The 17,139-nt window shown below is 35.4% G+C and carries 18 protein-coding genes; 4 read left to right on the plus strand and 14 right to left on the minus strand.

What is annotated here, in order from left to right; genetic code table 11:
- Positions 1 to 15: 15 nt before the first annotated feature.
- Both MMB68_RS10010 and MMB68_RS10015 read right to left on the minus strand, forming a co-directional pair.
- Positions 16 to 1,410 carry an MFS transporter gene (locus tag MMB68_RS10010; RefSeq protein ID WP_221812780.1) on the minus strand — a complete coding sequence of 465 codons (1,395 nt, stop codon included), beginning with the start codon at positions 1,408 to 1,410 and terminating at the stop codon, positions 16 to 18.
- Between the two features lie 200 nt (positions 1,411 to 1,610).
- Complete coding sequence (locus MMB68_RS10015; RefSeq protein WP_221812781.1) at positions 1,611 to 2,672, minus strand: NAD(P)-dependent alcohol dehydrogenase; 1,062 nt, start codon at positions 2,670 to 2,672, stop codon at positions 1,611 to 1,613.
- Between the two features lie 300 nt (positions 2,673 to 2,972).
- Here MMB68_RS10015 and MMB68_RS10020 point away from each other — a divergent pair, with 300 nt between their 5' ends.
- Positions 2,973 to 5,507, plus strand: a complete 2,535-nt coding sequence (locus tag MMB68_RS10020; protein ID WP_277548759.1) for an NACHT domain-containing protein — start codon at positions 2,973 to 2,975, stop codon at positions 5,505 to 5,507.
- A gap of 275 nt (positions 5,508 to 5,782) precedes the next feature.
- Here the strand turns inward: MMB68_RS10020 and MMB68_RS10025 are convergent, their stop codons facing one another.
- Positions 5,783 to 6,010: a hypothetical protein gene (locus MMB68_RS10025; RefSeq protein WP_221812783.1), complete on the minus strand. Its 228-nt coding sequence runs from the start codon at positions 6,008 to 6,010 to the stop codon at positions 5,783 to 5,785.
- A 512-nt stretch (positions 6,011 to 6,522) separates the two neighbouring features.
- On the opposite strand from MMB68_RS10025, the gene MMB68_RS10030 reads away from it, so the two are divergent.
- Complete coding sequence (locus MMB68_RS10030) at positions 6,523 to 6,711, plus strand: hypothetical protein (RefSeq protein ID WP_221812784.1); 189 nt, start codon at positions 6,523 to 6,525, stop codon at positions 6,709 to 6,711.
- A gap of 250 nt (positions 6,712 to 6,961) precedes the next feature.
- Here MMB68_RS10030 and MMB68_RS10035 read toward each other — a convergent pair whose 3' ends face one another.
- From MMB68_RS10035 to MMB68_RS10070, 8 genes are all read right to left on the minus strand, one after another.
- Positions 6,962 to 7,447 carry a tetratricopeptide repeat protein gene (locus tag MMB68_RS10035; protein WP_221785311.1) on the minus strand — a complete coding sequence of 162 codons (486 nt, stop codon included), beginning with the start codon at positions 7,445 to 7,447 and terminating at the stop codon, positions 6,962 to 6,964.
- A 125-nt stretch (positions 7,448 to 7,572) separates the two neighbouring features.
- On the minus strand, positions 7,573 to 7,866 hold the full coding sequence (locus MMB68_RS10040) for an RNA polymerase alpha subunit C-terminal domain-containing protein (RefSeq protein WP_221812785.1): 294 nt from the start codon (positions 7,864 to 7,866) through the stop codon (positions 7,573 to 7,575).
- Positions 7,867 to 8,029: 163 nt separating this feature from the next.
- A complete protein-coding gene (locus MMB68_RS10045; protein ID WP_221812786.1) occupies positions 8,030 to 8,737 on the minus strand; it encodes a DNA alkylation repair protein in 708 nt (235 codons plus the stop codon).
- A gap of 40 nt (positions 8,738 to 8,777) precedes the next feature.
- The gene (locus MMB68_RS10050; RefSeq protein ID WP_277548763.1) at positions 8,778 to 9,149 is read right to left on the minus strand and encodes an iron chaperone; all 372 of its coding nucleotides are present in this window, start codon (positions 9,147 to 9,149) and stop codon (positions 8,778 to 8,780) included.
- Positions 9,150 to 9,291: 142 nt separating this feature from the next.
- Positions 9,292 to 9,885: a YdeI/OmpD-associated family protein gene (locus MMB68_RS10055; protein WP_221812788.1), complete on the minus strand. Its 594-nt coding sequence runs from the start codon at positions 9,883 to 9,885 to the stop codon at positions 9,292 to 9,294.
- Between the two features lie 359 nt (positions 9,886 to 10,244).
- Positions 10,245 to 10,739, minus strand: coding sequence for a MepB family protein (locus tag MMB68_RS10060; protein ID WP_221812789.1), 495 nt, complete (start codon positions 10,737 to 10,739; stop codon positions 10,245 to 10,247).
- 199 nt (positions 10,740 to 10,938) lie between these two features.
- On the minus strand, positions 10,939 to 11,400 hold the full coding sequence (locus MMB68_RS10065) for a hypothetical protein (protein ID WP_264408270.1): 462 nt from the start codon (positions 11,398 to 11,400) through the stop codon (positions 10,939 to 10,941).
- A 183-nt stretch (positions 11,401 to 11,583) separates the two neighbouring features.
- On the minus strand, positions 11,584 to 11,889 hold the full coding sequence (locus MMB68_RS10070) for a hypothetical protein (RefSeq protein WP_064471965.1): 306 nt from the start codon (positions 11,887 to 11,889) through the stop codon (positions 11,584 to 11,586).
- Between the two features lie 548 nt (positions 11,890 to 12,437).
- Between MMB68_RS10070 and MMB68_RS10075 the strand changes: the two genes are divergently transcribed.
- Positions 12,438 to 13,346, plus strand: coding sequence for a DMT family transporter (locus tag MMB68_RS10075; RefSeq protein WP_277548766.1), 909 nt, complete (start codon positions 12,438 to 12,440; stop codon positions 13,344 to 13,346).
- Between the two features lie 218 nt (positions 13,347 to 13,564).
- On the opposite strand, the gene MMB68_RS10080 is transcribed toward MMB68_RS10075, so the two are convergent.
- The 3 genes from MMB68_RS10080 to MMB68_RS10090 are packed head-to-tail and all read right to left on the minus strand — an operon-like array spanning position 13,565 to position 15,988.
- Positions 13,565 to 14,356, minus strand: a complete 792-nt coding sequence (locus tag MMB68_RS10080; RefSeq protein WP_277548768.1) for an amidohydrolase family protein — start codon at positions 14,354 to 14,356, stop codon at positions 13,565 to 13,567.
- Complete coding sequence (locus MMB68_RS10085) at positions 14,346 to 14,762, minus strand: carboxymuconolactone decarboxylase family protein (protein ID WP_277548771.1); 417 nt, start codon at positions 14,760 to 14,762, stop codon at positions 14,346 to 14,348. The genes MMB68_RS10080 and MMB68_RS10085 overlap by 11 nt, the downstream gene beginning before the upstream one ends.
- Complete coding sequence (locus tag MMB68_RS10090; protein WP_277548773.1) at positions 14,762 to 15,988, minus strand: MFS transporter; 1,227 nt, start codon at positions 15,986 to 15,988, stop codon at positions 14,762 to 14,764. The genes MMB68_RS10085 and MMB68_RS10090 overlap by 1 nt, the downstream gene beginning before the upstream one ends.
- 104 nt (positions 15,989 to 16,092) lie before the next feature.
- Between MMB68_RS10090 and MMB68_RS10095 the strand changes: the two genes are divergently transcribed.
- The gene (locus tag MMB68_RS10095; RefSeq protein WP_277548775.1) at positions 16,093 to 16,926 is read left to right on the plus strand and encodes a helix-turn-helix transcriptional regulator; all 834 of its coding nucleotides are present in this window, start codon (positions 16,093 to 16,095) and stop codon (positions 16,924 to 16,926) included.
- The last annotated feature ends 213 nt before the right edge of the window (positions 16,927 to 17,139 follow it).

Genomic DNA, 17,139 nt, shown 5'->3' on the forward strand with positions numbered 1-17,139 from the left:
TTATATCACACTCATTTACTTAGATTTTTTCTCTAAATCCAAAATCATTTTATTATATATTTTTTCAGTTAAAGGATAAAAGCAGATTATTAATACAGAAAATAAAATGAAAATTCCTGGCACTAGAGCATTCATATTTTTTATAGCATTTAAGGAAGCTACGGTTTGTTCTGCATTAGCTACATAGCCTGCTATCCCCAAATAGATGGCTGAGAATGATCCAGCAAGTGCAACCCCTAACTTATTAGTAAAACTCATTAAGGAAATAACAACACCATCTGCTCGAACTCCAGTTTTCCATTCAGCATAATCTACACAATCGGCAACCATCCCCCAAGCTAGTGTGTTTAGTGGAGTAGTAAAGAATCCCGAAGCAAACAGCCAAAATAAAATTAAAGCAATTGAATCAAAAGAAGTAAATTGGAGTCCTATATATGAAATAAGAGATACTGTAGCTGATACAATCATTACACTCTTTCTACCCCATTTATCCGAGAATAAAGGAATAAATAAGTTACTAATTAGCGCAGCTCCAAAAAATAAAACAGTGCCCCAAAATACTAATTCCTTTTGATGAACATTGTAAGTAAAATAGTAAACCATTGTACTAAGTTTAATATTAAAACCAATAGCAAATGCCAAGAAAGACGAAACTAGTACTAGTAGTGGTTTGTTTTTAAACAAAACAGATAAAGTTACTTTAAGTCCATGTTTTTTACTCTTTTTAGGAGCAATGCGCTCGCGTACTGTAAAGAAGCTAAACAGATTTAAAATTATACTTACAGCAGCATAGACTAGAGCAGTCATCTGAAATCCAAATTCTTGATTTTTGCCTCCAATAGCTGTTACAAGAGGGGTTGCGCATGAAATGGAAAGGAGGATTCCTACATAAACCAATATCATACGAGTAGTTGTTAAAACTGTGCGTTCCTGAACATTATTAGTAATTCGTCCTGTTAAGCTATTAACTGGAATCGTTTGCATACTAAACGTCATCCCTAATAAGATATAGGTAATATACATATATATAATATTTCCAGTTGACCCTAAGTGAGGGTTGGTAAAACATAGGATAGTGAAGAAAGCAAAAGGAAGTGAGACCCATAACAAATATGGTCTTGCTTTTCCCCAACGTGTATTAGTTTTATCTAAAATAACTCCCATTATAGGGTCGCAAATAGCATCTAGAACTCGTACTACTAAAAATAGCGTTGCAACAGCTGCAGGATGGATACCTCCGACATCAGTATAATAAAAAAGTAGATAGGCATTAACGAATTGAAAAACAATATTATATGCCATGTCTCCCGATCCATATCCAAACCGTTCTAACCAGGATAACCTAGGAATAGAATTAGGTTTACCTTTACTTTCAGCCTCTAATATTTGTGATTGTTCTGCGTTTAACATAGGTAATACCTCCAGAATGCGTTTTCAAAAATATGTTAAGAAAGCTAGTAGAGAGTCCGTATTATAAACATTTACCTTAAAGAAAAAACAGATGCGGTTTAGTTGCAAATGTCCTATTTTAACTCCCCATCTGAAAATTAAAAGTTCAAGAATCTCGTCATAAATATCAACTAGAAATCTAGCTTTCAAGTATAATGTTTTTATTCGTTTGGATACACTATAATTTTTAAACATTCGTTTTTAAAATTTAGTGCTCTCTCCATCGCTTCACGTGTGCCGGCTAACGGATATCTATCTGTTACAAGATTCTTTGTGTCAATTGCACCGGAAGTAAGAAATTTAATTCCTTTTGGATAAGTGTTGGCATAGCGGAAAATACCATATATATCAATCTCATTATCAGCAATAAATGGTACATCGAGTGGAATATCGCTTTGAGAAGGTAAACCTACGATTGCTAATTTCCCACCACGACGAATTGAAGATAGTGAAGATTGTAATGCTTTTGGATTCCCTGCAGTCTCCCATGCAACGTCAACGCCTACGTTTTCAGTAATATTTTTAATTTCATTAAGAGGATCTTGCTCTCTGATATTAATAACGTGAGTTGCCCCCATTCGTTTTGCTGCCTCAAGACGCAATGGTTCTAAGTCTGTTGCTATTATTGTACTTGCTCCAAATGCTTTCGCTGCTGCTACAGCCATTAACCCTACCGGCCCCATTCCCATAATCGCAATCGTTGACCCAGGCTGAAGTTTTGTTCTCGTCGCTGCATGGATACCAACTGAAAAAGGCTCTATTAAGGCAGCATCTTCATAGGAAAGGGAATCCGGGATTAAAAAGACAAAATCCTGACGCATTTTTATATATTGAACAAAGGCACCATCAACTGGTGGTGTTGCTAAGAATTGAACATCTGGACAAAGGTTGTACCTTCCCTCTTTGCATGCTTCACAATGTCCACAGGTTACTCCTGGTTCAACGGCTACGCGATCCCCTACTCTAAATCTTTCAACAGTTGGTCCAATAGCTACAACCTCACCTGAGCACTCATGTCCAAGGATAAATGGTTTTTCTACTTTGTATTTACCAATTCTACCCTGGGTATAATAATGTAAGTCTGAGCCACAAATTCCTACAGCCATTACTTTAATTAAAACTTCATTTTCATCAATTTGTGGTATAGGCAATGTTTCAATACTGATTTCTCTTGTGCCGTGCATGACAGCTGCTTTCATAGTTTTAGGTAAGTTGTTATTCATCAATAATTTTCCTTTCTTTAATAGAAATTCTATATAAATCCATAACGTAAAAATAAATATGAATTTACTTTCAACTCATAAATTTCTAATGCACTTGACTGTTCCTTAAACATATTTTTATTATTATGTAAATGCATACATTTTAGAGTTTTTTATTACATGAGCTAATTTTACCTGCTAACATCACACCATTAATAGCCTTTTATACTGTCTAAAAGTACAGTAACACTGTACTTTTCTTTTTATATACATACAAAGATATAGCGTTAAAATAAAGATAATAGGAGGTGTAAGATTCTCATGGCTGAAATTGAAGATCGGAAAACATTTGCAGAACTGTTATCTTTGGGTGTTAAAGAACTAAAACTTCACCCTGATTATAAGATTAAAAGGAAAAAAGGCGAAGATAGCTTACTAGGACAATCTTATATAGCTAATATCGCAAATGAACTAGGTGTATCTCCCAATACAATTAAAAGTTGGATAGGTCAGATGGGATTAAAATATATTCCTGGTCGTATTGACGATGGAAAGCTCTTCGGCATCATATGGATAATATTTAAAAAAACGGATATAGATATCAGTTGGTTCTCAAAGCTGATGGAAACAACTTCTATACCCACTCTTAAACCTGCTTTACCAGCTTGGGTGTCTTCGTGTCTGGAAAAGGCAAAAATATTAGGGGCAGACAACTCATTTGGTGCACCCCTTAATAAAGATATTGAGGAAGTAGTAAAAAAAATATTTCATAATAAACTTCAGACTGAAGCTGCTACTCCAAAGGAACATTTTACAATACATAACTTACCAGCACGCTGGTCAGGAGTTTTTATTGGAAGACACTTTGACCTGGAGGCAATTCGTCAGTGGGTAATTTCCCCTTCTCCATTATGTTTAATTTCCGGATGGGCTGGTATTGGAAAAACAACTCTTGCTCTTGAAATAGCATATGCGTGTATTCAGAAGAATTATAGGGAAACAGAAAGCCTTGAGATGGATTGGCCAAACCTCAATTCTATAGTATGGTTTAGTGCTGACTGGAAGGGACTAACCTTTAGTGATTTTCTAAATACAATTGCTTACCAACTTGGACGGATAGAGCAAATCAACCGATCCATTGACGAGAAACGTTTTGTGGTTCGCAATGCATTAGCTAATTATGCAAAAGAAAAACCTGTATTACTTGTGATTGATAGCATCGATACAGCTGAAAGTGAAATTTATGAATTTATTACTAATCTTCCACAAGGCGTTAAAGTATTACTCACATCTCGCGAGAATCTACAGCAAAAATATAGAAACAACTTTAGAGATATAATAACCATTCAACTAAAGGGACTGGAAAAGGACGATGCTCTTAACTATCTTTCTTACGAAGTAAAACAACATATGAAAATGTCTAATTCATCGAACAAACAAGAACAAATGAAACAGTTATTAAATAGCCCTCTTGCAACTCGTGAACAACTCATTTCAGCTACTGCTGGAAATCCTAAAGCTATCGCTCTTAGTATAGCTTACATTGCAGATGATGACATTCCTGCTCAGCAACTTATTCAGGAACTAGGAAAAGCCGGTTACTCACTGTTGGAATTATTTGATTTTCTTTTCGGACGCACATGGGAGAAATGTAATGAAGATACTTTACATCTTTGGAAAGTGTTATGCTTTTTCAGCAAACCTCCTGACGAGAAAAGTTGGGCAACAGCGGCTGGACTAGACGCTCGAAAATTCCATTTTGCTGTTGATCAAATGAAATTATTTGCGCTTATCCAAGGAGAACGTATAGAAGGAAAAATCCATTATCTAGGTCATCAAACCGTAGTAACATATGGTGAACAACGATTGTTAGAAGATAAACAATTTGAAAATGTAGCACGTAAGCGTTGGAGCCAATACTATATCCAATATTTAGACAACTATTTAAAACGGGATCTTCCGGATTCGATTTATTGGAGTTATTTGCTTGGTCGTGATTTAGAGGAAATTAAGAAAGAATGGCCAAATATACTCAAGGTTATAAAATGGGCAAACGAATCCGATCAAAAAGAGCTTTTGATTGAACTGGTATTTCGCATAAGCCATTTTCTAAGTCGAATTAATTTACCGTTAAGGATTAAATATGGAAAAATAGCAGCTGATTATGCAAAACAACTTAGAAAACATACCTATGAGGCATTTTTTAGAATTGATACATTGGGTTGGGCATTGATGGAGGTCGATAACCTAGATGGTTCCCTACTACAAATAGATTCCGGTCTAAAGACACTAGATCAGTTAAGCTCAGACAGGTCTGATGTTTACGATTTGAAAGCTTGGGGACTTGCCTTAAAAGCAAGGCTCTTGTTGAAGAAAAATAATCCTAACAAAGCAGAATGTATTCTTGAAGAAGTTAGGGAGATCTTCACTACACAGGTGATTCAACATAGAATTTCATTAGTGCGAGGTGATCTATGTATGGTCTATAAAAATTATGGAGCAGCAATCCGATTATATGAAGAAGCTAATGAAATCAGTTTAATATATGGAGGAGAAAAGACCATTGAAGCTTACTTTAATTTAGGTGTAGCTTATGTCATTTGTGATATGCTTGAGGAAGCAGAAAAATGCTTTAATAGCCTTCTTTATCAGAAAGACAAAGCCAACCAAATTGAATTAATATACTATCACTATGGGATGGCCCAATTGCTATTACGAAAAGGAGAGAATATAGAGGCTTTACAATCTATCCAAGAAGCTATAAACCTTATCGATTCTTGGGGACCAACCATTAGTATTCGAAAAGAAGTAGAAGAATTCAATGAAGTTATTAAACATAATATTAGAGAGAATTAAGTAAAACAGCCACTTGTATGAAACAAGTGGCTGTTTGTTTGAATGTAGTGCTTCAATTAGGTTGAAATTTATCTGGCCTCTTATTTCTTCCAAGTTGATCACTCTTTTCTATTTGGCTTTCATTAGACTAACGCAATTACATCTATATAAAAGGATTATGTTAAAATTACTCTGGTTTCTCCACTAGTTGCATCTGAAAAATTTGAGTTGCTTGAATACCCCTTAAATTTGCTCGTGGTTATACTTATAGAATTAGTTACACTTTGATATATAGCTTAATTAATGGCTTCAAGGGCTTGTTTCAAATAATCCATTTCAGAGGTTATATCATCTATTTTTTGGTTTAACTGACTTACTTTATCAAGAGTATTCTGTGCATCCAATAAATTAATTTCTAACATCAAACGGCTTGCTTCACTCTCGAGTTCTAGTCTCTTTGCAAATAATACCTCACGCTTTTTTATAATTTCAGATTTTAAATTTTTAATATTGCTTTCTTTCATACTTCTACCTCCCTAACTTGTAATAACAGTATTTTATTGAGATGTAAATTTCCCTATATAATTTAATAATTACCTACGGAGACGGTTTATGACATAGTTAAAATTTCCTTTTTCACTTACAGGAAAACCACATTTATTTTGTATTTACATAAGATAAATAATAGATACCAATTAAAATAAATTCCATTATTCACGTTCCTTGGATGGCGTTCATAAGTTCTTGGTGTTGACATTCAGATACATACTGAGCGCTCAAAAGCTTCTCTAACTGTTAAAAACAAATGCGACATTCCAAAATAAGGGAAAATTCAAATCGTTTTGTTTTTTTGCAGGAAAAGAAAGCGCAGTATATAAAGATAACAGTATACATCAAAAAGTGTTGAGAACATTTTATTATTATTTTCTATCAGCACGAGAGCCATAATTTGAGAAAAGAGCTTATATAAGTCCGTGTTTTAAGTATGTCTATTATATAAAATAGGTTACTTAGTAAATAAGGGAAGGTGATTTATATGTTTGGGGAAGAAGATTTAAAAGTAAATTGTATATCAGCTGCTATAGGTTTACTCATCCAACATAACATTATCACTCACCAGGAACTGGACAAACTAACTAGAACAAATTATCAAGTTTTTTACGATTTTCTCATGGATAAGCTAATTGAACAAGAGTTTAATAAGGATAGAGTTGTACAAACATAAATGCTTCAACAAAGAAAGAAACGCAAAATTAAAAGAAAAGATCTCCTATTTCAAATGTAATTCTTATAGGACCCCTTACATATTAGACATATATAATATGTAAGGGCTTTCTCTTTTAGCAAATCCTCCTATAGTTTAAATGTATTTCTTCACAATCTAGCATTTGATCAAAGGAAGTCTGCCAGTATTGTTACCAAAAAGTCCTCTCCTCGTTTCAGGAAAAGAACGTATATTCAGTGAATTTTATAAGCTACTTCCAAGTCTGATCTAGTTTATCTGAATAGAAATGTAAGGCTTTTTTATAACTTAGTATTTTATTGTCATTTGTCGTATGTAGTAAGCATTTCAGTAACAGTTCCATCGCTTGACTATGTTCTTTTAAATTGTACAAGGTCATGGAATAAAACACTTTAATTACATGATTATCTGGGAATAATTCCATCCCTTTTAAAAATATATCTTTTGATTTTTCATATTCCCCCAAGGCTCTATATGTGCTGCCCAATCCCAACATTGCACCTTCCATATCCTTAGAAGGTAATCCTATCTTTATGGCATTTTCGTAAAAGGGCACTGCCTTTTCTTCTTCTCCTAATATGTCAAAGCTCCAAGCACACTGATAGTTATATAAAGCATCGTCTGGGAATTCCTTAACTAATTCACTTAGCAATTCGTTAGATTCTTTGTGATTTCCATTCTTTCGTAACGCCAATGCTTTATCTAGTTTGTTATTCAACTTAAATCTCCAACCCTTCTTTTCCCCACTACTTTTTTATCTTTTAACATCCTTTCATATCCAGAAATTCAGCGTATTCGTACACTTTATCCAGATCTATTTCTTGTTTTAACTATCCTTAATGTTCAATCTTTAAAGGCTAACCCATTGGCCTGCAAAGCTGCTCTAAGTTTAGGTAAAGAAGCAGGACCCATACCATGAAATTGTAATATCTCTTTTTCACTAAATTTTGATAACTGCTGTAAAGAAGTTATCCCGTTGCTTTCCAATGCTCGTCTTGCTGGTGCTGATAGCATGGAGAGAAATCCATTGTCAGGTTTGTTTTCTTGCTCACAGGTTGGGCAGGTCGGACAGTTACTGCTTTTATAATATTTGTGTCCTTTATGACAGATTCTTAGATTTCCCTTTTGGATTTTCATTTTTATTCTCTCCTTTTCCCAAGAATTTTTTTAGTTTTTATCCCCTGCCACTTCTTCAATGGATGGTTTATGAAGGAACAAAACATCCTACGTATAGTAAGATCATTACCATTAAATACTTATGAGTCTCGTTTCAGGTAGTGCAGCTCCATTACAAATCATGCTAACACCTTACATGTTTGCGTTTGAAACCAAGCCGTCCTCTATCTATATCCTTTTGAATGTTTTCGGAGGCAAGAAGAATACTACTTTTTTTCTTATCCTTCTTAACTTCGACTGGACCTACTGCCTTTGCAGTTTCAAGCGCCTTCTCATGAAGCGGCAAATATGAAACACCGACTGTATAGATAAAATTATTCATAGCCGATTTCGTTCGATCTGGAGAATCGTGAATCGTATTTTCCACTTGATTAAGCATACCGGCAATCTTGCTTTTGCTAAATTCATCGTCAGGACGATTACCCAAAAGCCAGCAGTAACAACTCCAACCTGCCGACATTTTAAGTTCTTCACCGCTTGCCACCCATCTATCAGCAACAGCTTGCGCAAAATCGGTTTCTGACAAAGTGACTGAAACTACATAATCGGATAGCATGTAGAAATACGCTTTATCAATCCAACGCTCAAAATCCTCCGCAGTCATCTCTGTTGGGTCTGCAATGATACCAGCAAAATACATAGCGTCGTAATTGCCAGACGCATAAAGCTGCTCAGCCAAAGCCTGATTTTTCTTGATTTTCTTTGCAATCGGCTTCATTTTTCCTGTTGCCACTCCAAAAAGCGGATCGTGTGCGCCATTATTTATGTAAGTCTTTTTAATTCGTTCCGTACCAAGCGCTTCAAGTTCTTTCATCACCATTTCAAAATTCATCGTTCTGTACCCTCCTTCTTCTCCGTTCATAATCTACTTTTTATTTTCGCCAAAAAGTTGAACAGTCTTTTTTATCTAAAATATTAAACTCGATTATTTTTTTAAGTAATTCATAGTTTACTGGCTCAGTCCATAGAATTCGAAACAGACCTTTGGTAGCGCCGTATCCAGCCTGGGCAATGTCATGCTTAAAGTGCACAATGCCTGTTTCTTCAGGTGAAACGCTCAAATGATGTTTCGCTGAGGCAAAGCCGACGATGAATGTTCCATGATCAGTAAACATTGGCGTATTCCATTTAATTTGTGGTTCCAGATTCGGGAAAGTATTAGCAACCCAATCCAAAACTTCCTCTATTCGGTCACGGTGGTCAGGGCTATCTATACGCGCTAAATATTCTGCAAAAACTTCCATAGCATTTTCTCCTAAAATAAAAAATTTTTGAACGCTGTAATTTTTTAATCTACTCTACTTTTACACAAATGGAACATCAATCAGTTCACTTAAACTTATTTAATTTTCAATTCGAAATTGGCCATGTTTTAAATAAAATGTACTAATCATTTAATCCTTTTCCATTGAGAATGTTCGGAATGCATTTTTCAATCCTTGATTCTCGAGTCTTAGATTGTTTGGCCGCAGAAAAATAAAGAATATATGCTCTTTGCCGTCCTGGAGTCAATGTAGTAAAAGCCGTTTTTAAAGCAGGTATTTCATCAAATTTATGCTGTAGCTCTTCAGGAATAATGAGTTCTTCAGGCTTTTTAGCTTTGACTTTTAATCCGGCTTTTTCCACCTCAATAGCCTCATAAATATAAGCTTTCAAGATGGCTTCCTTTTCAACTATTTCTTGCACATTGGCAAACCGAATTTGTCGCGCCCCTTGTACATTCTCCGTTTGCTGGATTAGAATACCGTGAGAATCTTGTAACAGAGCACCTTTAGGAAACAGCAGTGCACAGTATTCTTTGAATCCATGTATCAAAACAATGTTTTTTTTCTCAAACGTGTAACAAGGGTTCATCCATTTATAATCTTCGCTCAACTCACAGTCAAGAACAATCTTTCTCAACGTCTCATATTCTTCTTTCCACTTTTTAGCTTTAGTTAAAAATTCATCAACCTTAGGATTCATTTTACTATTTGTCATCAAGAAACACTCCTATTCAATTTTTTAATCTGTCGCTCTAGAAATCATACAGTCAACCTTCAATTCATTTAATGGTGTTACTATTCTTCAAATGTAGGAAATGCCCTTCTTCAATTGACTTGATAGTTATTAAAATTATAAACATTTTAAGTGAATTTGCTCACTATAAAAAACGAACATCAATTAGTTTACTTAACCGCATTTTATTCTTTAATTTACATATGTCAGCTATGAAGATAAATAAATTACTAAGAGAACCAACAAACTGAATAAATCCTGTCTTTGTTATGCATTGGCCTCTCTTATAGTATGTAAGATAGACTTGTTTATTTGTATGTTAGGCTTCAACCGATACCACTCTAGGAGTACAGTTTTAAGAATTTTTGGTGGGACAAATTATTCAGTTCAACAAAATATTCTAATTGCCATTTTTGTGTTTCTATAGCTTGTGTGCTAGTTGGTTTATCCCATATTGGATACACTCTAATAGCCATTTTACCTTTTGTGGTCTCCGTTTTAAGGATTTTTTGTTTTAAAAGAACTTCTTTTGGAAAAATGAATTGTCCAAATCTATTTGTACTAGTGAAGGTATTAATAACTAATAGATCGGTAGCTTTTCCATACGAAAAGGCCTGGTTTTTATGAGTCGCATCTTTTTCCCAAAAGGATACAAACTGCCCTACCTTGTTAGGGGTAGTTTTCGCCACCCTAAATCGTACAGATTTTGAATTTAACTGAAAGATACCAGCGCCATAAGCTGAATTCTGAGCTTCTTCTCGAATAGCTTTTATAGCGAAGGGATTGGGTTTATAAAAATTCTCATTTACATAGGTTAACGCCTCATAAAATTTCATTGTTTTTACCTCTTATGTTTATAGGCTTCTTCAATTAATAATAAGTGGTTTGTATGTCTTTCCTCGAAATTGCGTCTAAATATCTTAAATATTCCAAAATGTTATAGCAAAGCTATCCTCACCCTATAACACCTCTTGATCCCTCAAGCGTTGCTACCCTCTTAATGTAGTGAATATGCTACATATTAACTACATTTTTTTACTCTTGTTCTTGATCTCTTTGTATTACTGAAATACTTGGAGGTTCAGTTGAAACCACATCAATTATGTGATTTAAAGCATGTATCCCATAGTGTTTAAACGGGCCAGGATGTATATCGTCAGCTATGGTACCAACTTCAATAAAATCTAGATATCTGGACTTTGAATAAACTGCAAAAGCGCTTCCTTTATACATTTCATACTCATCTATTACAGTAAAACTTTCGTTTCTAACAGAGTATGCAATGTACCAATCAAATGTAAGTCGAATGATAGGAAGTGCGTAATCCACATCAATAGAGGCATATGAAGAAAAAGTGCTTTCTCCTGTTATCTCTTCAGCTGCATTTCCATTAATTTTGCAACGTTCAATATCCACTATTAACGCGTTATCCTCAGGTTCAAATATAGAGTTTAAATAAATACAGCCTTGATATTGAAGCAGTTTAGAGTAATTCATAAAGCCCTCCTTTTTTAAACTAAAGCATCGAGTGAGTTCAATAACAAGTAAAAAAGCGTTCATTCTTGGATTACATCTATTCAAAAATCCCTAACTTTAAACGAACTAGCAAAAAAATGACGCGTTATTGGTTCGCGGCAAGATTGTCTAAACTTTAGAAAATTATAGGCAGGAAGTTAGGATTTATTTTATCTTGAATATGATCTTTCTATGATCCTGCTTTATACGTTTCAAGCGCAGCTCTATTTTTCTATCTAACATTTTATGTGCGGTTTGGAAAGTTACACATATGAACAGTAAGATAATAGCAATAATTATAGCGTCTGGCACTTGAAAGCAAAAACATAATACTGCTAAAAGAAAAGATATAGTACAAGTAAAGTTGATTATCCATTTTTTATTTCTATGAGCTTGAAGACTTTTTTCAAGCAGCTGCTTTTGTCCTTCTTCCCTTTTTATATCTTCTGAATTATTGAGTGTAGAGTTCAATGTTATTTCTCCTTAGAAAACTAATTTTGTATAATTTGTATATTGGTTATCTTTTCCCTTTAAGATGATAGTATAGTTGGGGCTTCTAAAGAGAAAGCCAAATTTAATCAATCGTTTTGGCAAGCACATAGGCTTCTTTTACGCTGATTACAATATCCTCCAACAAGCTCATTTTCTCCTCTTCTTCAACGTTTGCGTTTAATAGAAAAAAATAAAGCACGGAATACCTTCATGTCGGTGCATATAATGACTCTATTTGGCAGCTACTCTTAATCGATCCAAGGAAACCATCAAAAAAGAACATTCGTTCTCTATATTATACAAGAACAAATGTTCTTTTTTCAATAAAAACTCTAAAGTTTTCCGAATTATTCCTATGAATAACGTCGAATTTATTATTTTATTAAAAAAGAAACACCTTATATATCTAGAGAAAGATATCGAGATAACGAAAACAAAAAAACATGAGAAAATGTTCTACAAAGCAAAATTTCGGAATGAAATAATCAACAAAATTTGCCATAATAAGTGAAGTAAGGAGGTGTATTATGTTTCGATTGTATGGAGCCTTAATTGGGCTTAGTTTAATTTGGGGTTTATCTTTTGTATTTATGAAGTGGCTGCTCCCCTCAGTTGGTATATGGGGAATTGTATTTTTTCGTTGTCTAGCAGGTGCAATCATCTTGCTCCCGTTTCTATGGTGGAAGCGTAGAGAAGTTAAAGAGAAACTGCCCTGGAAAGCGTTGATTGTTGTTGGTATATTTAACTGTGGTTTAGCCTGGGGATTAATTTCTTTAAGCGAAACTGAGATAAACAGTACGACTGCCTCCATTCTGAATGCAACCACTCCAATCTGGACAGGTCTTATCGGATTTATTCTTTTTTCTTATCAACTTACCGGACGTCAGTGGATCGGTATTCTTATCGGTTTTTTCGGGATACTCGTCCTTATGGATTTTCAATTTGGTCAGATTTTCGGGAAAGGGTTTGTTGGAATTGGAACAATGCTTGTTGCTTGTATCTGCTATGGGCTTGCTGGGCAGCTAACAAAACGGTTTCTGTCTGAGGTGAGCGTACTAACTATAACAACCTTCACCTTACTAACAGGTGCTATCATCGGTTTAGTTGGGATGTTGATTACCGAACCATTCAAATCAGATTTGTTGATTCATCCACTTCCGATTCTGGCAATTGTAGGTCTTGGCTGTTTTGGCTCAGGATTGGGTCAGTTAATCTATTTTTATATCAATAAAAATGGTGGCCCTGAATTAGCAGCGACGGTTACTTACCTAATCCCTGCCTCCGCCATGGTATGGGGTTATGTACTACTGGGAGAGACAATTACTCCAAACGTAATCGTTGGACTACTTATTATCTTTACTGGCGTTTATCTTTCATCTAGGAAATCAAAAAGCAAAACTTCGCATGTCACTCTCGTTGGCACTAAACCAAATTAAGTAAGTAGATTTTATAATGTGAGTCTTTAAAGTTATCTCCGAGAGAGGAATTAAGAAACTGGAGGACTACAGAATACGATATATTTTAAACGGAATTCTAGAATTCCGTTTAAAAGGCAGCCCTTTGGCTGCCTTTTTTTATTTCAAGCCATAAAATAATTTTAAAATTCACTGCTAGTTATCCCATACAACACAACATCAAACAAAAATCGCTGAATTTATAGATGTAGCAGATTCGAGATATTCCCACCTAACACTCTGTCTGCAACTTCTCCGCTAGATGTATGACGCTTAACAGCCTGTAAATTTAAATATGGATCTCCATATGGAAAATCTGAACTAAATAACGTTCTTTCAGGTATCTCTTTTATAGCCAAAGACAAGGCATATGTTGTATAAAATGCTGATATATCTAAGTAAGCATTTTTAGTATCTTTTATCATTTCTATCGTTTGTAGCCAATGAATTCCGCCCATATGCCCGTATATAACCGGCACATTTTCATATTTTTGAGTGAGAAGAAATAATTCTTGAATATCCTTTAAATTCAAAGGATGAAAAGTATGTACCCAGATAGGCGAAGACGTATAGTCACTTGCTGCTTTAAATATAGGTTCTAACAATGGAATTTGACTTGGGGCAAGAGTAAATTCTCCGAGACCTTTCATCTTTTGCTCTTTGACAAGTTTCTCTACCCAGTCGTTTAAGGTGACATCACCAGGAGAATAAGAAAGTGGAACCGAACCAAATCCGACAAACCGATTTGGATATTGCTTAATCGCACCGCTTACTTCTTCTAGCGCATTTAAGCGTGCTTGTACGGGATTTACCTCGTTATTTAGAATTTGATTTAGTTTATTCATTTCGGTTGTAAATTCTTTAACGTTGCTGCTTTTTTCTGGATGAACAAGAGTAGAAAACAATACGGTTTTATCTATTCCACTGTCATCCATCATTTTAATATGTTTTTCTATAGGTAAAACCACATGTGCATGACTATCAATGATCATTTTGTTTCTCCTTTTCATTTCTTTCTGTTCTTTCGGAAAAGACTTCATTGGCTACTGTCAAAATAGTATTTAAAGCTACAGGGAATCCAGCATAAATGACCATTTGTAACATTGCTTCTAAAATTTCTTCCTGTGTCCATCCAACGTTCAGAGCCCCGTTTATATAAAATTTCAGCTGTTCCGTATTGCCTAATGCAGTTAGGCCAGCCACTGCAGCAAGAAGGCGTGACTTTAAGTCTAAACCTGGTCTCGAGAAAATTTGTCCGTAATTAAACTCTACAGCTAGCATTCCTAAATCAGGGAGAGCTGACTGTTCAAAGCCTACCATTATATCCTCATAATTCTCTGGATCAATCTTAGCTAATATATCTAATCCTCGTTGAAAGTTATCTGTATGTGTTCTCATTACATATTACTCCCTTTCTTATTCATGAAATTTCCTATTGTTTTTTTAGGAATGTTCATTGGAATTAAAGAACAAAAGCTAATGACTATCATCAGTATGGCTATGGCACACACTCCATGCCACTCCCATTTACTCCATGCAAGTAAACCCACATAAGATCCTAGGGACCCGCCTAAAAATATGGAAACCATATATAATCCATTTAATCGACTTCTTTTCTCTTCTCCTAGTTGGAAAATAGTAAACTGACAGGCAACTTGGTTCGCTTGAGTCCCTACCGTTATAAGGAGAGCTCCTAAAATTAATCCAGGTAACCAGTACCCTGCGCGTATAAGACCTATAAAAGCAAATAAAGATATGGACATACACAAAAGACTTGCAAACTTTGCCCCTTTTGTATCAATTAAACGTCCGATAATCGGCGTAGCAAACGCTCCCGCTATTCCGACTAACCCTATTCCCCCCACCATGTCACTTCCATACGAATAGGGATGTGTATGTAATAAAAAGACAAGCGTGGTCCAAAATGCGCTAAAAGAACAAAACATCATTCCCTGACTTACACATGCTTGTTGCAGAGCTCTTTCTTTTATAAACAGCGGACCTAGCGACATGAGTAAGTGTTTATAACTGGTCGTATTTCCTCCTTTACTTCTTGGAAAATAGACGTAAACTAACAAAATCATAAAAAGTGTAGCCACAGCGGACGTCCAATACACCATTCGCCATCCAAAATGTACATCAATAAAACCACTAGCAAGCCGAGCGCCTAAAATACCACAAACTAATCCAATGGCGACATTTCCTAAAACTTTTCCTCTATTATGATCTGAAGCGATATTGGCAGCCAATGGAACAATAATTTGAGGAACAACCGTTACGATTCCTAAAGCTAAACTTGTAACCATCATCCACGTTTTGTTGATAGATAAAGCGTTTAAAGTGAGAACAATACATATAGCGAATAATAAAAACAAAATCATTTTTTTTCGTTCAAAGATGTCTCCCAACGGTACTATCAAAAGATTTCCTAGTGCGTATCCAATTTGAGCTAAAGTAGCTATAATGCCTATGCTGGCTGCTGAAACATGAAAACTGGCGGACATGCTTACTAAAAGAGTTTGGTTCAAGTAGACGTTAGCCACTGTAAACCCGCAAACTGTAGCCATTAAAAGAACTAATCCTTTTGATAGACCAGACGTCTTTTCGCTATCTTTTACTATCATCTGTTTCACCTCCCTTACCTAGATCATAAAATAAGGATTATAATGGTAATAGGAGTCTAGTTATACTAGTAGTAAAAGTACTACCTACACAAAGGAGTAAAAGCATGGTAAGCGACAAAGAAAGAAGAAAAGAATTAGGAGATTTTCTTAAGATAAGACGAGCACGATTGTCTCCAAAAGATTTTAATTTGCCTATTGGACCGAGAAGAAGAGCTAAAGGATTACGTAGAGAAGAAGTTTCTCAACTAGCAGGAGTCGGCATAACTTGGTATACGTGGCTGGAACAAGGACGAGATATACAAGTATCTTCCGAAGTATTAGAAGCCATATCCCGTATTTTTAAATTAAACAAAGAAGAAATGGAGCATTTATTTTTACTAGGCAATCAGCCGCTTCCATCTGCAACCGTGCAGAATGAAAGAGAAAATATAGATCGTGTCGTAAAAAATCTATTAAGCCAATTAGCTCATTGCCCTGCCTATGTAACAGACGAAAAACTTAATATCGTAGACTGGAATAAAGCTGCTGTGATGGTATTTGGAGACTTTCATGAAATGGATGAGCGAAACCGCAATGCAGTGTGGCGCTGCTTTACTTCCGCAGAATATCAAAATCTTTTTCAGAATTGGGAAGATCATGCCCAACGACTAATTGCCCAATTTCGCCTAGCTTACACACGCTTCGTCGGAGATGAGTGGTTTAAAACCATGATTAGTGAACTTAGCGAGAAAAGCCCTCAGTTTTACAAGTGGTGGTCTAATCATGAAGTTTTAGGTACACCGTGTGGAAAAAAGACCATTATTCACCCTGTGGCAGGAAAAATGATTATGGACCATATTACGCTTCAAGTATATGATGCACCCCAATTAAAAGTAACCGTTTATCAACCTCGTCAGGAGAATGAGACAGAAGAGAAGATGAAGCAGTTATTGAGGTAATAGTAGTATCGTGTATATTCATAGTTTTCAATACTAGAAGCCTATGTACTGCTGATGAGTACATGGGCTTTTTCTTTTTGAGTTGAGTCGGGTAGGCAGGCACTCTCACGAGCGCCCGCCCCCCTAAGAACCGTACGTGACAGATTTCCCGTCATACGGCTCAAGCCTTCTTTTTATCAAAACAACTTCTTTATTTAATACATGGTACATGTA

Origin of the sequence: Priestia sp. Y58 (assembly GCF_029522095.1) — a bacterium.
Lineage (GTDB): Bacteria > Bacillota > Bacilli > Bacillales > Bacillaceae_H > Priestia > Priestia megaterium_E.

Coding starts and splice junctions, on each gene's coding strand:
- MMB68_RS10080 (WP_277548768.1), bottom strand. CDS start 14,356: ATGATCATTGATAGTCATGCACATGTGGTTTTACCTATAGAAAAACAT.
- MMB68_RS10025 (WP_221812783.1), bottom strand. CDS start 6,010: ATGAAAGAAAGCAATATTAAAAATTTAAAATCTGAAATTATAAAAAAG.
- MMB68_RS10020 (WP_277548759.1), top strand. CDS start 2,973: ATGGCTGAAATTGAAGATCGGAAAACATTTGCAGAACTGTTATCTTTG.
- MMB68_RS10040 (WP_221812785.1), bottom strand. CDS start 7,866: ATGAAAATCCAAAAGGGAAATCTAAGAATCTGTCATAAAGGACACAAA.
- MMB68_RS10075 (WP_277548766.1), top strand. CDS start 12,438: ATGTTTCGATTGTATGGAGCCTTAATTGGGCTTAGTTTAATTTGGGGT.
- MMB68_RS10085 (WP_277548771.1), bottom strand. CDS start 14,762: ATGAGAACACATACAGATAACTTTCAACGAGGATTAGATATATTAGCT.
- MMB68_RS10060 (WP_221812789.1), bottom strand. CDS start 10,739: ATGAAATTTTATGAGGCGTTAACCTATGTAAATGAGAATTTTTATAAA.
- MMB68_RS10090 (WP_277548773.1), bottom strand. CDS start 15,988: ATGATAGTAAAAGATAGCGAAAAGACGTCTGGTCTATCAAAAGGATTA.
- MMB68_RS10095 (WP_277548775.1), top strand. CDS start 16,093: ATGGTAAGCGACAAAGAAAGAAGAAAAGAATTAGGAGATTTTCTTAAG.
- MMB68_RS10045 (WP_221812786.1), bottom strand. CDS start 8,737: ATGAATTTTGAAATGGTGATGAAAGAACTTGAAGCGCTTGGTACGGAA.
- MMB68_RS10065 (WP_264408270.1), bottom strand. CDS start 11,400: ATGAATTACTCTAAACTGCTTCAATATCAAGGCTGTATTTATTTAAAC.
- MMB68_RS10050 (WP_277548763.1), bottom strand. CDS start 9,149: ATGGAAGTTTTTGCAGAATATTTAGCGCGTATAGATAGCCCTGACCAC.
- MMB68_RS10010 (WP_221812780.1), bottom strand. CDS start 1,410: ATGTTAAACGCAGAACAATCACAAATATTAGAGGCTGAAAGTAAAGGT.
- MMB68_RS10015 (WP_221812781.1), bottom strand. CDS start 2,672: ATGAATAACAACTTACCTAAAACTATGAAAGCAGCTGTCATGCACGGC.
- MMB68_RS10055 (WP_221812788.1), bottom strand. CDS start 9,885: ATGACAAATAGTAAAATGAATCCTAAGGTTGATGAATTTTTAACTAAA.
- MMB68_RS10030 (WP_221812784.1), top strand. CDS start 6,523: ATGTTTGGGGAAGAAGATTTAAAAGTAAATTGTATATCAGCTGCTATA.